This window comes from Tepidimonas alkaliphilus (assembly GCF_007556595.1).
Classification (GTDB): Bacteria; Pseudomonadota; Gammaproteobacteria; order Burkholderiales; family Burkholderiaceae_C; genus Tepidimonas; species Tepidimonas alkaliphila.
In genome coordinates, this window is record NZ_VJNB01000009.1 from 77737 (window position 1) to 92040 (window position 14304).

General features: G+C 72.2%; 14 protein-coding genes. 6 read left to right on the top strand and 8 right to left on the bottom strand.

All coding sequences use genetic code 11. The features are described 5' to 3' along the window. Positions 1–37: 37 nt before the first annotated feature. Positions 38–409 (top strand): integration host factor subunit alpha, encoded by a 372-nt coding sequence (locus Talka_RS09105; protein ID WP_143890874.1) that lies wholly within the window; start codon positions 38–40, stop codon positions 407–409. On the opposite strand, the gene Talka_RS09110 is transcribed toward Talka_RS09105, so the two are convergent. Then, positions 348–1262, bottom strand: coding sequence for a DMT family transporter (locus Talka_RS09110; RefSeq protein WP_143890876.1), 915 nt, complete (start codon positions 1260–1262; stop codon positions 348–350). The two genes, Talka_RS09105 and Talka_RS09110, sit on opposite strands and share 62 nt — an antisense overlap. Before the next feature lie 120 nt (positions 1263–1382). On the opposite strand from Talka_RS09110, the gene Talka_RS09115 reads away from it, so the two are divergent. Genes Talka_RS09115 through Talka_RS09125 form a run of 3 tightly spaced genes read left to right on the top strand, consistent with a single transcriptional unit; the run spans position 1383 to position 5257 of the window. Further along, on the top strand, positions 1383–2777 hold the full coding sequence (locus Talka_RS09115) for a phosphomannomutase/phosphoglucomutase (protein WP_143890878.1): 1395 nt from the start codon (positions 1383–1385) through the stop codon (positions 2775–2777). 25 nt (positions 2778–2802) lie between these two features. Then, positions 2803–3885, top strand: coding sequence for a glycosyltransferase family 4 protein (locus tag Talka_RS09120; RefSeq protein WP_143890880.1), 1083 nt, complete (start codon positions 2803–2805; stop codon positions 3883–3885). Next, positions 3860–5257, top strand: a complete 1398-nt coding sequence (locus Talka_RS09125; protein ID WP_425472660.1) for a 3-deoxy-D-manno-octulosonic acid transferase — start codon at positions 3860–3862, stop codon at positions 5255–5257. The genes Talka_RS09120 and Talka_RS09125 overlap by 26 nt, the downstream gene beginning before the upstream one ends. Here Talka_RS09125 and Talka_RS09130 read toward each other — a convergent pair. From Talka_RS09130 to Talka_RS09150, 5 genes are all read right to left on the bottom strand, one after another. After that, positions 5223–6575 carry a TolC family outer membrane protein gene (locus Talka_RS09130; protein ID WP_143890882.1) on the bottom strand — a complete coding sequence of 451 codons (1353 nt, stop codon included), beginning with the start codon at positions 6573–6575 and terminating at the stop codon, positions 5223–5225. The genes Talka_RS09125 and Talka_RS09130 overlap by 35 nt on opposite strands. A gap of 95 nt (positions 6576–6670) precedes the next feature. Continuing rightward, a complete protein-coding gene (locus tag Talka_RS09135) occupies positions 6671–7021 on the bottom strand; it encodes a rhodanese-like domain-containing protein (protein WP_143890884.1) in 351 nt (116 codons plus the stop codon). A gap of 12 nt (positions 7022–7033) precedes the next feature. Then, positions 7034–7726: a protein-L-isoaspartate O-methyltransferase family protein gene (locus Talka_RS09140; RefSeq protein ID WP_143890885.1), complete on the bottom strand. Its 693-nt coding sequence runs from the start codon at positions 7724–7726 to the stop codon at positions 7034–7036. 42 nt (positions 7727–7768) lie between these two features. Continuing rightward, entirely contained in the window at positions 7769–10474 is a 2706-nt protein-coding gene (gene mutS, locus Talka_RS09145; RefSeq protein ID WP_246100642.1) for a DNA mismatch repair protein MutS, read from the bottom strand. 7 nt (positions 10475–10481) lie between these two features. Next, a complete protein-coding gene (locus tag Talka_RS09150; RefSeq protein ID WP_143890887.1) occupies positions 10482–11375 on the bottom strand; it encodes an inositol monophosphatase family protein in 894 nt (297 codons plus the stop codon). A gap of 116 nt (positions 11376–11491) precedes the next feature. Between Talka_RS09150 and Talka_RS09155 the strand changes: the two genes are divergently transcribed. Together Talka_RS09155 and cysE are read left to right on the top strand one after the other, a co-directional pair. Then, positions 11492–12247, top strand: coding sequence for an RNA methyltransferase (locus Talka_RS09155; RefSeq protein ID WP_143890889.1), 756 nt, complete (start codon positions 11492–11494; stop codon positions 12245–12247). A gap of 11 nt (positions 12248–12258) precedes the next feature. Beyond that, entirely contained in the window at positions 12259–13041 is a 783-nt protein-coding gene (gene cysE / locus Talka_RS09160; RefSeq protein ID WP_425472661.1) for a serine O-acetyltransferase, read from the top strand. On the opposite strand, the gene mog is transcribed toward cysE, so the two are convergent. Both mog and yjgA read right to left on the bottom strand, forming a co-directional pair. Continuing rightward, positions 13019–13633, bottom strand: coding sequence for a molybdopterin adenylyltransferase (gene mog / locus Talka_RS09165; RefSeq protein ID WP_143890891.1), 615 nt, complete (start codon positions 13631–13633; stop codon positions 13019–13021). The two genes, cysE and mog, sit on opposite strands and share 23 nt — an antisense overlap. Positions 13634–13656: 23 nt before the next feature. Then, the gene (gene yjgA / locus Talka_RS09170) at positions 13657–14298 is read right to left on the bottom strand and encodes a ribosome biogenesis factor YjgA (RefSeq protein ID WP_143890893.1); all 642 of its coding nucleotides are present in this window, start codon (positions 14296–14298) and stop codon (positions 13657–13659) included. Between the last annotated feature and the right edge of the window lie 6 nt (positions 14299–14304).

Below are 14304 nucleotides of genomic sequence, written 5' to 3' on the forward strand. Positions count from 1 at the left end.
GCGGCAACCAAGGCGCGCCAGCTGCTACGATAGGCGCATGGCGACCCGACGCACCCCCCGCGCCGCTGCCGAAGCGGCGGACGAGCGACCGACGCTGACCAAGGCCGAGCTGGCCGCGGCGCTGCACGAGCGCATCGGCTTCAACAAGCGTGAGTCCAAGGAGCTGGTGGATGCCTTCTTCGCCCTTGTTGCCGAACGGCTGATCGCTGGCGAAGAGGTGCGCATCGCTGGTTTTGGCCAATTTGGCGTGCGCGACAAGTCGCCGCGGCCAGGGCGCAACCCCCGCACCGGCGAGCTGGTGCCGATCGCCGCGCGCCGGGTGGTGACGTTTCACGCCAGTCCTAAGCTCAAGGAAGCGTTGCAGGGCGGCGCGAGCCAGCGCGGCGAAATCCCGCTGGGGAATGAATGATCCCGCTGGCCAGCGCGACGCCCACCAGAATCACCGCGCCGCAGACCAGCATCCACGGGGTGATCGGCTCGCCCAGCAGCAGCGCCCCGTAGGCCAGCGCAAAGACCGGGATCAAGAACGTCACCGTCAGCGTGCGCGCCGGCCCCGCCGCTTCAATCAAGCGGAAATACAGCACGTAAGCCAGTCCGGTGCACAAAACCCCCGCTGCGGCGGCGGCGCCCCAAGCTGAAAGGCTGCCGACCGTGCCGGAGGGCCACCCCATCCACGCGGGCCACGCCAGCCCGATTGCCGCCCCGAGCAAGCTGCCTGCCGCGGTGGCCAAGGCGGGCACGCCCGCCAAATACCGCTTGGTGTAGCTGGCCGCCACGGCATACAGCAGCGTGGCGCCCAAGCAAGCGATCACGGCCCAGCCGGTGCCGCCCGAGTGAAAATCAGCTTTGTCCCACGACAGCATGGCCACGCCGGCCAAGCCCAGCGCCAGGCCCACGGCGCGCCCGCGCTCAGGCCGCTCGCCCAGCCACGCCCACGCCACCAGCGCGCCAAACAGCGGGGTGGTGGCGTTAAGAATGGCTGCCAGCCCGGTGCTGATCGACAGCACCGCGTAGGCAAACAACCCAAAGGGAATCCCGGCGTTGAGCAGCCCCAGCGCGAGGATGCGCCCCGCGTGGCGGCGCAGTGCCGCGCCCTGACCCGCAAGCGCCACCATCGGCAGCAGCACCGCGCTGGCCACGGCCACCCGAAGCCACGCCGTGGCTACCGGCCCGAATTCCAGCGCCGCTTGACGGGTGAACAAAAACGACGCTCCCCACAAAGCGGCGAGCAAAACGAATTCGGCGGCCAGACGCAACGTCATGGGGGCAAGGGGATGGTGGCGGGCGGCTCCTACGCAGCGTAAGCCGCATCAGCATCATAGGCCCCTCTACAATGACGGCCTGTCACCGATCTGCCACCCGCTGGGGGCTTGCCTGCGACCATGAACCGCGCGCTGTCTTTTCCCGCCCAAGCGTTCAAAGCCTACGACATCCGCGGCGTCGTGCCGGAGGTGATCGACGCGGCGTTCGCGCGCGCGCTGGGGCGGGCGTTCGGCGCACGCGCGGCGGCGCTGGGCGAGCGCACCGTGGCGGTGGGGCGCGACGGGCGGCTGTCCAGCCCGATGCTGGCCGAGGCGCTGATCGAGGGGCTGTTGGACGCTGGCGTGGACGTGCTCGACCTTGGCATGGTGACCACGCCCATGCTCTACTTTGCGGCGGCCACGCACTGCCGCAGCGGCATCCAGGTCACCGGCAGCCACAACCCCAAGCACCACAACGGCTTCAAGATGGTGTTGGCCGGGCGCGCGATCCACGGCGAGGAGATCCAGGCGCTGCGCGCGGCGATGGAAAGCGGTGCGGCGGCGGCGCCCGTGCGCGGGCGGGTGCAGCGGCTGGCCATCCAGCCCGAATACATCGCGCGCATCGCCGGCGACGTGCGGCTGGCGCGGCCGCTCAAGCTCGTCATCGATTGCGGCAACGGCGTCACCGGCGCCAGCGCCCCCGACCTCTTCCGGGCGCTGGGCTGCGACGTCACGGTCCTGTATGGCGAAGTCGATGGCGAGTTCCCGAACCACCATCCGGATCCGTCCAAGCCGGAAAACCTGCGCGACCTGATCGCTGCTCTGCAGCGCACCGGCGCCGATCTGGGGTTTGCGTTCGATGGCGACGGCGACCGGCTCGGCGTCGTCACCCCCAGCGGGCAGAACATCTTTCCCGACCGGCAGCTGATGCTGTTCGCGCAGGACGTGCTGCGGCGCGTGCCGGGCGGCACCATCGTCTTCGACGTCAAGTGCAGCCAGCGGCTGGCGCCGGCGATCCGCGCCGCCGGCGGCGTGCCGCTGATGCACAAGACCGGCCACAGCCTGATCAAGGCCAAGATGCGCGAGGTCGGCGCGCCACTGGGCGGCGAGATGAGCGGGCACATCTTCTTCCAGGAGCGCTGGTATGGCTTCGACGACGGCAGTTACGCCGGCGCGCGGCTGCTGGAAATCCTGAGCCGCCACCCCGACCCCGGCGCGGTGCTGGAGGCGCTGCCGACCAGCCACGCCACGCCCGAGCTCAACGTCGCCTGCGCCGAGGGCGAGCCGCACCGGCTGGTGGCCGAGCTGCAGCGCATGGCCCGCTTCGACCCGCCGGCCGAGGTCAGCACCGTCGACGGCCTGCGGGTGGACTGGCCGGATGGCTTTGGGCTGATCCGGGCCTCCAATACGACGCCGGTGCTGGTGCTGCGCTTCGAGGGGCACACGCCCGAGGCGCTGGCGCGCATCAAAGCCGAGATGATGGCGCTGCTGCGCCGCGTCAAGCCCGACGCCGAGATCGGCGCGGCGGCGCATTGACGCGGCGCCCGTGTGGAAAGCCGCCGTGGCCGACGCCGTCCCCGCCACCCTCACCCCGGATCCCGACCCGGAGGTCATCGTCTTCAACCTCAAGCGGCGCTACACCGGGGTGTCGGCCACCGTCAACGCGCTGGTGCCGATCCAGGCGCGCCAGTGGCGGCTGGCCTACTGCGGCACGCCGCTGCCGCACGGCATGCCGGGCCTGACGCTGCGGCAGGCCATCGCCCTGTCGCGCCGACCGCCAGCGGGGCGGCCGTTCCGCATCTGGCACGTGCGCCGCGACCACGAGATGGCCGCGGGCCTGTGGGCGCGCGACGTGCTGCGGTTGCCGGTGCGGCTGGTGTTCACCTCGGCGGCGCAGCACCGGCACGGCTGGTTTCCGCGCTGGCTGATCAGCCGCATGGACGCCGTGATCGCCACCACGCCGAAGGCGGCCCGCTTCGTGCCCAACACCACGGCGGTGGTGCCGCACGGCATCGACCTGGCGCGCTTCGCACCGCCGCCGGACAAGCTGGCGGCCTGGGCCGACAGCGGCCTGCCGGGGCGCGTCGGCGTCGGCGTGTTCGGGCGCGTCCGGCCGGACAAGGGCACCGACGTGTTTGTCGATGCGATGATCGCCGCGCTGCCGCACCTGCCGGACGTGACGGCGGTGATCGCGGGCCGCGCGATGCCGCAGCATGAGGCCTACCAGCGCGCGCTGCAGGCGCGCATCGACGCGGCGGGCCTCGCGGATCGCATCCGCTTCCTCGGCGAGGTGCCGGCGGCCGAGGTGCACCGCTGGTACCAGCGCTGCCTCGTCTGCGTGGCCTGCCCGCGCTACGAGCCGTTTGGCCTGACGCCGTTTGAGGCGGCGGCGTGCGGCTGCGCCGTGGTGTGCTCGCGCACCGGGGCGTTCGAGCAACTGGTGCAGCCCGGCGTCAACGGCGCGCTGGTGGACACCGGCGACGCCGCAGGGCTGGCCGCGGCGCTGCGGCAGGTGCTGATCGATCCGCAGGCTGCGGTGCGGATGGGGCAGGCCGCGCGCGCGCGGGTGGCGGAGCACTTCTCGCTCGAGCGCGAGGCGGCCGGCATCGGGGCGGTGTATGCGCGGCTGTTCAACGCCGGCTGAGCTGACGTCCGGCGAGCGCGCGGCGCTGCGCCTCTACGGTGCGGCAATGACGCTGCTGCGGCCGCTGCTGCGCGCCAAGCTGCGGCGCCGCGGCCGCGCCGAGCCGGGCTACCTCCACGCGGTGGAGGAACGCTTCGGCCACTACGACGGCGCGCCTTCCGGCGGCTGGCTGTGGGTGCATGCGGTGTCGCTGGGTGAAACGCGCGCCGCCGCGCTGTGGGTGCGGGTGCTGCAGCAGCGCCGCCCAGACCTGCGCATCCTGTGGACGCACGGCACGGCCACCGGCCGCGCTGAAGGGCAGCGCCATCTGCGCCCGCAGGACGCGCAGGCATGGCTGCCGTGGGACGACCCGGTTTCGGTGCGGCGCTTCCTCGCGCACTGGCAGCCGCGGCTGGGCGTGCTGATGGAAACCGAGGTCTGGCCGGCGCTGGTGCAGGGCTGCCGTGCCGCCGGGGTGCCGCTGTGGCTGGTCAACGCGCGGCTCAACGCCGTCTCGCTGCGGCGCGCGCAGCGGCTGCGCCTGCTGGCCGGCCCGGCCTACCGCGGGCTTGGCGGCGTGCTGGCGCAGACCGAGGATGACGCGGCGCGGCTGCGTGCGCTCGGCGCGCCGGTGCGCGCCGTCACCGGCAACGTCAAGTTCGACCTGCCATGGCAGCCCGAGCCTTGGGCGGCGGCGCGGCGCTGGCGCGACGCCTGGCGCGCGTTCACGGGCCGCCCGGTGCTGGCGCTGGCCAGCAGCCGCGAGGGGGAGGAGGCTGCGTGGCTGGCGGCGTGGCGGCGCGCCGCGCCGGCGTGGCCACAACCCAGGCCGCTGTGGCTGATCGTGCCGCGCCATCCACAGCGCTTCGACGAGGTGCACGCGCGGCTGGCGCAGGCCGGCCTGCGGGTGCTGCGGCGCAGCCGCTTGGGCCCGTGGGAGGGGGAGGCGCGCTGGCCTGCCGAGGCGGCGCAGGCCGACGTGCTGCTGGGCGACAGCGTCGGCGAGATGGCGGGCTACTACGCGCTGGCGGATCTCGCGCTGATCGGCGGCAGCTTCGCGCCGCTGGGAGGGCAGAACCTGATCGAGGCGGCGGCGTGCGCCTGTCCCGTTGTGCTCGGTCCGCACACGTTCAATTTCGCCGAGGCGGCGCAGGCGGCGCTGGAGGAGGGCGCGGCGCGGCGCGCCGAGGACTTCGACGCGGCGCTGCACGTGGCGCGGGGGTGGCTGGCCGACCCCGCCGCCTTGCAGGCGGCGCGTGAGGCCGCGCGCACCCTACTGCGCCGCCACGGCGGGGCATCAGCCCGCACGGTGGCGGCGGTGCTCGACGCCTGGGATGCGATAGCAGCGCCGGCTGGGGTCAGCGCGCCTGCAGCAGCGCCTCAATCGGCTTGACGTCGTCGGCGCTGAGCACGCCGGCGGCCTGCTTTAGGCGCAGGCCGCCGACCAGCACGTCGTAGCGCGCCTTGGCCAGCTGGGCTTTGGTCTGGAACAGCTGGCTCTGGGCGTTGAGCACGTCGATGTTGATGCGCACGCCAACCTGGTAGCCGAGCTGGTTGGCCTCCAGCGCCAGCTGGCTGGACGCCTCCGCCGCCTCCAGCGCCCGCACCTGGCCCAAGCCCGACTGCACGCCGAAAAACGCCGCGCGCGTGCCCTGCGCGATGTTGCGCGTGATGGCGTCCAAGTCGTTGCGGGCTTTGTCCTCCAACGCAACCGCTTCCTTGATGCGGTTTTCCAGCGCCCCCCCGGTGTAGAGCGGCAGGTTGAACTGCACGCCGACGCTGGCCACATGGTTGCGCACGTAGGGGAACGGCGGCTGCTGGGCGGGGTTGCGGCTCCACTGGTATTGCGCCACCGCATCCAGCGTCGGGCCCTTGGCGGCTTGCGCCTTGCGCACCTCCAGCCGCGCCACGTCCAGCTGCGCCTGGGCGGCGCGCACCGCGGGGTGCTCGGCGCTGGCGCGCTGCACCCATGCCTGCACGTCGTCTGGGGTTGGAGCCGGCAGCGCCGCGCCGGCCTTCAGCGGCCACGGGTCGGTGCCGCTGCGGCCGACCAGCTGGTCCAGCGCCAGCCGCTTGACGCGCAGGTCGTTCTCCGCGGCCACCTCCTGCGCCAGCACGAGGTCGTAGCGCGCCTGCGCCTCGCGCGTGTCGGTGATGGTGGCGGTGCCGACCTCGAAGTTGCGCTTGGCGGCGGCAAGCTGCTGCTCGACCGCGGCTTTCTGCGCCCGCACAAAGGTCAGTGTATCTTGCGCGCCCAGCACGTCGAAGTAGGCTTGCGCCACGCGCACCACCAGCTCCTGCTCCGCCAGCTGGAGCTGCGCCTGCGCGGCCTGCAACGCGCGCTCGGCCTGTTCCACTTCCAGCTGATTGCCCGGGCGATACAGCGGATGGCTGACCCCGAGCTTGACGCTTTGGCTGTTGAAGCTGTCGTCCAGCCCCGGCACGGAGCTGTCGCGTCGGTTGAGGAAGGCATCGGCGGACAAACCGACCGTAGGCCGCACGCGGCTCAACGCTTGTTCGGCTTTGGCCCGGTTGGCTTCGAATTGAGCTTGGGCCGCCAGGTAGGCGGCGTCGTATTGGCGTGCGGCGTCCAGCAGGGTCTGCAAGCTTTGTGCCTGAGCGCTGGCCAGCCAACAACCGCTGGCCAACAGGGCCGCCGCCACTTGGCGCAATGCGGCAGACGGGATCAACGAGCGGGCCGTGGTTCGCATGGCGTGGTTCCCTGGGTGGTCAGATACATAGGGGAGTATAAAGCGCCGTCGGTCTGTCTGCACGCCAGTCCCGGCACAGCCCTGTGGCGTCCAGCTCAATATTGCGGCACACTGGGGTCGCGCTCCAGAGCCCAAGCGTGGATGCCGCCGGCGATGTTGACGACGTCCTCGTAACCTTGCCGGTGCAGGAAGTAAGCCACCTGGGCGCTGCGGCCGCCGTGGTGGCACAGACAGGCGATCGGGCGGTCGCGCGGGATCTCGTGCAGCCGCGCCGGGATCGAGGCCATCGGCATGTGCTTGAGCTCGAAGCCCTGCGGCTGCACGCTGGCGGTGGCAAATTCCCACGGCTCGCGCACGTCGAGCACGATGGGCGTGACGCCCGGAGCATGCCGGGCGCAGTCCTGCAGCCACTGATCGAGCTGGGCGGGGCGGATGTGGGGCACCATCGACGTGGCCTTTCAGAAGCGGAAGCGCGCCGGCTCGGGGAAGTTGCGCAGGCGCGGCACGACGATGTCCCACGGCTGCTCGCTGTGGTAGCTGGCCTCGCCGGCGCGAGTGACCACGGTGGCGCGCATGACGACCTCGTCGCCGACGAAGGCCAGCAGGCGCCCGCCGACGCGCAGCAGCTCGAGCAGGTCCGCGGGCACCTCGGCCACGCCGCCCGACAGCACGATGGCGTCGTACGGCGCCTCGTCGACGCAGGCGGCGAAGCGCGCCGCGGCGGCGTCGGCGGTCTTGACCTTGACGTTGGTGGCGCCGGCACGTGCGAGGTTGGCGCGCGCCATGTCCGCCAGGCGCGGGTTGATCTCCAGCGTCAGCACCTGGCGGGCCAGCCGGCCCATCAGCGCAGCCATGTAGCCGGAGCCGGCGCCGATCTCCAGCACGTTGTCGGTAGGCTGCAGGTCGAGTTCCTGCAGCGCGCGCGCCTCGACCTTGGGCGGCAGCATGCATTCACCCTCCACCGCCGGGCGCGACAGCGGGATCTCCAGATCCGACAGCGCCAGCGCCCGATAGGCTTCGGGCACGAAATCCTCGCGCTTGACCTCGGCCAGCAGCGCCAGCACCCGCGCGTCGAGCACCTCCCATGGGCGGATCTGCTGCTCGATCATGTTGAAGCGAGCTCGCTCGAAGTCGAACGCGGTTGCGCTCATCGAATACTCCTGCCTGTATCTAAGTTGCCTCCAAACGACATTCTAGCGAAGCCGTGTTGCCGCCTCGTTGCTGGCCGTCAGCAGCGCGCGCAGGTGGTAGAGCTCCTCCAGCGCCTGCCGAGGGCTGAGCGCATCGGGGTCGAGCTCGGCCAGCCGCTGCAATACCGGGTGTTCTTCGATCGCTGGGGCTTGAGGCGGGGGCGGCGGCTCGGCGGGCGCTGCGAACAGATCCAGCTGCGGCTGCGCCGCTGCGCCAGCCTGCTCCAGCTGCGCCAGCAGCTGGCGCGCGTGCTGCACCACCGGCGCGGGCACCCCGGCCAGCCGCGCCACCTGCACGCCGTAGCTGCGGCTGGCGGGCCCCGGCTCCAGCCGGTGCAGGAAGACGATGTCGCGCCCCTTACCCTCCACCGCGCTGACGTGCAGGTTGACGGCGCCGGGGCAGCGCGCCGGCAGCTGCGTCAGCTCGAAGTAGTGCGTGGCAAACAGCGTGAAGGCGCGCACGCGGTCGTGCAGGTGCGTGGCGATGGCGCTGGCCAGCGCCAGCCCGTCGTAGGTGGAGGTGCCGCGGCCGATCTCGTCCATCAGCACCAGGCTGTGCTCGCTGGCGCCGTGCAGGATCTGCGCCGCCTCGGTCATCTCCAGCATGAAGGTGGACTGCGCGTTGGCCAGGTCGTCGGCGGCGCCGATGCGGGTGTGGATGGCGTCGATCGGCCCCAGGCGGCAGGCGTCCGCCGGCACGTGGCTGCCGATGCTGGCCAGCAGGACGATCAGCGCCACCTGGCGCATGTAGGTGGACTTGCCGCCCATGTTGGGGCCGGTGATGATCTGCAGGCGCGTGCGCGCGTCCAGCAGCGTGTCGTTGGGGATGAAGGGGCCGGCGCCGGTTTCCTGCAGCCGCGCTTCCACCACCGGGTGGCGCCCGGCGCGGATCTCGATGCCGGGCTGGGCGCTGAAGGTCGGCGCGCACCAGTTCAGCGTCAGTGAGCGCTCGGCCAGCGCCCCCAGCGCATCCAACGTCGCCAGCGCCCGCGCCAGCGCGGTCAGCGCCGGCACGAACGGCTGCAGGTCCTCCAGCAGCCGCTCGTACAGCCACCGCTCGCGCGCCAATGCCCGCTCCTGGGCGCTGAGGGCCTTGTCCTCGAACGCCTTGAGCTCGGGCGTGATGAAGCGCTCGGCGTTCTTCAGCGTCTGGCGGCGGCGGTAGTCGGCCGGCACCTTGTCGAGCTGGCCTTGCGTGACCTCGATGTAGAAGCCGTGCACGCGGTTGTACTGCACGCGCAGGTTGGCGATCCCGGTGCGCGCGCGCTCGCGGGCTTCCAGATCGAGCAGGAACTGGTCGGCGCCGGACTGGATGGCGCGCAGCTCGTCCAGCTCGGCGTCGAAGCCCGGCGCGATGACGCCGCCGTCGCGGATTTGTGCCGCCGGCTGCGGCAGCAGCGCGCGCGCCAGCAGCGCCGGCAGCTCCTGCGGCGCCTGCAGCGCCGGCTGCAGTTCCTCCAGCAGCGGCGCCTGCTCAAGCGGCCAGCCCTGCATGTCGGCGGCCAGCTGCGCGGCGCGCTGCAGCGTCGGCACGAGGGCGGCCAGCTCGCGCGGGCGCACCTGCTTGAGCGCCACGCGCGCGGCCAGCCGCTCTACGTCGGCCAGCCCGCGCAGCGCGCCGCGCAGCGTCTCGGGGCCGAGCGCGCGCAGCACACCGACCGCCTGCAGCCGCGCCTGCGCCGGGGCACGGTCGCGCGGCGGCTCCAGCAGCCAGCGGCGCAGCAGCCGGCTGCCCATCGCGGTGGCGCAGGTGTCCAGCAGCGACAGCAGGGTCGGCGCCGGCTCGCCGCGCAGCGTCTGCGTCAGCTCCAGGTTGCGCCGCGTGGCCGGCGGCAGGTCGATCCACTGTTGCGGCCGCACCACGCGCAGCGTGCGCACGTGGGCAAGCCGCTGGCCCAGCGCGTGCTCGCCGTAGTCGAGCAGCGCCGCGGCGGCGGCGTGCGCGGCGGGCAGTTCCTGCGCGCCCCAGCCCGCGAGGCTGGCAACCTGCAGCTGCTCGCACAGGCGGCGCTGGCCCAGCGCGGCATCGAAGTGCCAGGCCGGCCGCAGCGTCAGCGCCGCGCGGGCGCCGCCGCTGCCGAGGCCATCCAGCCAGCCGCGCAGCTGCGCCTCCAGCGGCGCGGGCAGCTCGGCGCTGGCCAGCACTTCCTGCGGCGCCAGCCGCGCCAGCCAGCCGCGCAGCTCGTTCCAGGCGCATTCGGCCAGGTGCAGCGTGCCCTCGGTGACGGCCAGCCACGCCAGCCCGCAGTGCTCGCGCGCGCCGCGGTGCAGCGCCAGCAGCACGGCGTCGGCCTTGTCGGTGAGCAGCTCGGCGTCGGTGAGCGTGCCGGGCGTGACGATGCGCACCACCTGGCGCTCCACCGGCCCCTTGGCGCTGGCCACGTCGCCGACCTGCTCGCAGATCGCCACCGACTCGCCGAGCCGCACCAGCCGCGCCAGGTAGCTCTCCACCGAGTGCACCGGCACGCCAGCCATCGGGATCGGCGCGCCGGCCGACTGGCCGCGCGTGGTCAGCGTGATGTCCAGCAGCCGCGCCGCCTTGTGCGCGTCGTCGTAAAACAGCTCGTAGAAATCCCCCATGCGGTAGAACACCAGCGTGTGGGGGTGCTGCGCCTTGATGCGCAGGTACTGCTGCATCATCGGCGTGTGCGCCTCAAGCGGCGCCTGCGGGGCCCCACCCGGGGCCGCCGGCGCGGGGGGCGTGCTCATCGCGGCCTCACCAGGGCGCGTCGCCGTCGGCGGCCGGCGCGGGGGCCGCCGGGGTCGGGGCGGGGGCGGGCGCCACCGTTGGGGTCGGGGCGGCGTAGCGGCTGTACTTGCCGAGCACGCCGACCAGCTGACCGTAGATGCGCGGGTTGGCCGCCAGGCACTCGCGCGTCTCGAGGAAGTCGGCCTCGCCGCTGAAGTTGCCGACCAGCCCGCCGGCTTCCATCACCAGCAGCGCGCCGGCGGCCACGTCCCACGGCGACAGGCCCATCTCGAAGAAGCCGTCGGCAAAGCCCGCGGCGACGTAGGCCAGATCGAGCGCCGCCGAGCCGGGGCGGCGCACGCCGGCCACGCGCGGCAGCATGTCGGCGAACAGCTTCAGGTAAGTGTCGTAGGCGTCGCCGGGGCGGAACGGAAAGCCGGTGCTGAGCAGGCAGTCGCTCAGCCGCGTGCGCCTGGCCACGCGGATGCGGCGCTCGTTGAGGTAGGCGCCGCGGCCGCGGCTAGCGGTGAACAGGTCGTTGCGCGTCGGGTCGTAGATGACCGCCTGCTCGAGCCGCCCGTCCACCATCAGCGCGATGCTGACGCAATAGACGGGAAAGCCGTGGATGAAGTTGGTGGTGCCGTCCAGCGGGTCGATGATCCAGACGTGGCCCTTGCCGCGGCCCTTGCCGTCGCGGCGGCCCGATTCCTCGGCCCAGATGCCGTGGTCCGGGTAGGCGGTGAGCAGCGTGTCGATGATGGCCGCCTCGGCGGCGTGGTCCACCTCGGTGACGAAGTCGTTGGCCTGCTTGGTGCCGACGCGCAGCGTCTCCACGTCCAGCGAGGCGCGGTTGATGATCGCGCCGGCGGCGCGGGCGGCCTTGACGGCCACGTTGAGCATGGGGTGGAGGTGGACGGTCATCGGGCGTGGGCAAGGAACGAGCATCAACCCCGCGCGATGGCGGGCGCGTGCGGGCGGCGGCAGCGCCACCCTTTTGATGGACAATCTTCGATTCTATCGCGTCCACGCGTCGACCCATGCGGACCCGCTTCGTGCTCGTTGAGACCAGCCACGCCGGCAACGTCGGCGCGGTGGCCCGTGCGCTGAAGGTCATGGGCTTTGACGATTGGGTGCTGGTGCGCCCGCGCTGGCCGGACGCGCTGCAGCGACCCGAGGCGGTGGAGCGCGCCAGCGGGGCAGCCGACTGGCTCGCGCGTGCGCGCGTGGCGGCGACGCTGGACGAGGCGCTGGAGGGCATCAGCCACGTCTGCGCCACGGCGATGACGCCGCGCGACTTTGGCCCGCCGGTGGCCGCCCCGCGCGAGTATCTGGCGGCGCTGGCGCCACGCATGCGATCGGGGGGCGAACAAGGGGTGGCGTTTGTGTTCGGGCCGGAGCGCTACGGGCTGGCCAACGCCGACGTGCACCGCAGCCACGTTTGCCTGCGCATCCCCACCGCGGCGGACTACGGCTCGCTGAACCTGGCGGCGGCGGTGCAGCTGATCGCCTACGAGTGGCGGCTGGCGCTGGGCGGCTTCGGGCCTGAAGCCGCGGGGGCGGCGCGCGGCCCGGCGCGCGAGCCGCCGGCGGACGCGCCGGCCGTCAGCGGCCTGCTGGAGCACTGGCGCGAGGCGTTGCTGGCGGTGGGCTACCTGGATCCGGCCAGCCCGAAAAAGCTGATGGCGCGGCTGCGCCTGCTGGTGCAGCGCGCCGCCCCCACCGCCAGCGAAGTCCACATCCTGCGCGGGGTGGCGCGCGCCATCTTGGCGATGGCGCGCCGCGCCAGCCGCTAAACTGCGGCGTCATGCCCAGGGGTTTGCTGCGCGATTTGCGCGACGACATCGATGCCATCTTGCAGCGCGATCCGGCGGCGCGCTCGCGCTGGGAGGTGCTGACCTGCTACCCCGGCTTGCACGCCATCTGGCTGCACCGGCTGGCGCACGCGCTGTGGCGGCGCGGCTGGAAGTGGCTGGCGCGCTGGCTGTCGCACTGGAACCGCTGGCTGACCGGCATCGAGATCCACCCCGGCGCGCGCATCGGTCGGCGCGTCTTCATCGACCACGGCATGGGGGTGGTGATCGGCGAGACCGCCGAGGTTGGCGACGACTGCACCATCTACCACGGCGTCACGCTGGGCGGCACCTCGCTCTACAAGGGCGCTAAGCGCCACCCGACCCTGGGTCGAGGGGTGATCGTCGGCGCCGGGGCCAAGATCTTGGGCGGCTTCGAGGTCGGCGACGGCGCCAAGGTCGGCAGCAACGCCGTCGTCACCAAGCCGGTGCCGGCTGGGGCCACCGCGGTCGGCAACCCGGCGCGCATCATCGTCGCCGACGCTGACGCCCGCCGCGAGGAGGCCGCCGCGCGCATGGGCTTTTCGGCCTATGGCGTGACGCAAAATGACGATCCCCTCAGCCAGGCGCTGCGCGGCCTGATCGACAACGCCGCCAGCCACGAGCATCAGATCGCGCTGCTGTGGCAAGCCATCGAAAAACTGGCCTCTGCGCAAGATGCGCCATGTCTACCGCCCGATGCGGCGCGCACCGAGCATTTCGAGGCGCAGCGGCTCAGCCAGCTGGTGGGCAAGTAGGCTTGGGACGCTGCGCCGACTTGGGACGAAACGCGGCGCAGACGGCCTCATCGGTTTCGAGATAGGGGCCGCCGATCAGGTCGATGCAATACGGCACCGCAGCAAAAATGCCGTGCACCAGCACACGACCCTCGGCGTCTTTGAGGCCCTCCAGCGTCTCGGCGATCGACTTGGGCTGCCCGGGCAGGTTCAGGATCAGGCTGCGGCCTCGGATGACGCCGACCTGGCGCGACAAGATGGCGGTGGGCACGAAGCGCAGGCTGATTTGGCGCATTTGCTCGCCAAAGCCCGGCAGCTCGCGGTCGGCCACCGCCAGCGTCGCCTCCGGCGTGACGTCGCGCGGCGCCGGGCCGGTGCCGCCGGTGGTCAGGATCAGGCTGCAGCCGGCCCGGTCGGCCAGCTCGATCAGCGTGGCGCTGATCACCTCGCGCTCGTCCGGGATCAAGCGCTCGACGAAGGTGATGGGGTTCCTGAGCGCCCGCGCGAGCCAGTCGCGCAGCGCCGGCAACCCCTTGTCCTCGTAAACGCCTTGGCTCGCGCGGTCGCTGATGGAGACAATGCCGATGGTGACAGGATCGCACGCGGAGTTCATGCTCATCGCCTCCGTGGAGGGATTCACGTTATCGGGAAGGGTGCGGCTGCGTCGGCAGCCCGCTGTTGCAGCACCTGTTGCAAGTGACGCAAGAGCTCGCGGCGCGCGCGTGAGGTCGCGGCCCCCGTGGGCTCGCTTGCGGCGCTGGCCGCGGCGTCTTTGCGGGCTTGGCGAATCAGTGTTCGCAAGCGCTGCCAATCGGCCTGCGGCTCTAGGTCGCGCCAAGCCAGCAGGGCATCGTCGTCGTCCAGCAGGCGCGTGCACCAGCTCTGCGCCAGCCGCTGCCGGGCCGCGTCTTCGGCGCGCGGGGCATGCGGTTGCGCCAGCGCCGCTTCAATGGCGGCGATCTGGGCATCATCCAAGCTGCGCATCAGCCGGCCCACGTATTGCAGCTGACGCCGCCGGGCCTCGAAATCGCCCAGGCGCCGCGCTTCCTCCAGCGCTTGCAGCAACGCCTCTTGCAGCGCCAAGGTGCGCAGCACAGCCGCGGGCAGCTCCAGCAGCCGCTGCCCGAGCTGCTGCACGTAGGCGCTTTGTTTTTTGCGATCGGTTTTGCTGATGTCCACGTCGCCTTTGGCGGCGCGACGCCAGTGGGCGTCTTCGGCGCTGCCGTAAGCGACGAATTGCCCGCGCACAAAATACCCCTTGGGCGGCTTGCGTGCCATGGCCGC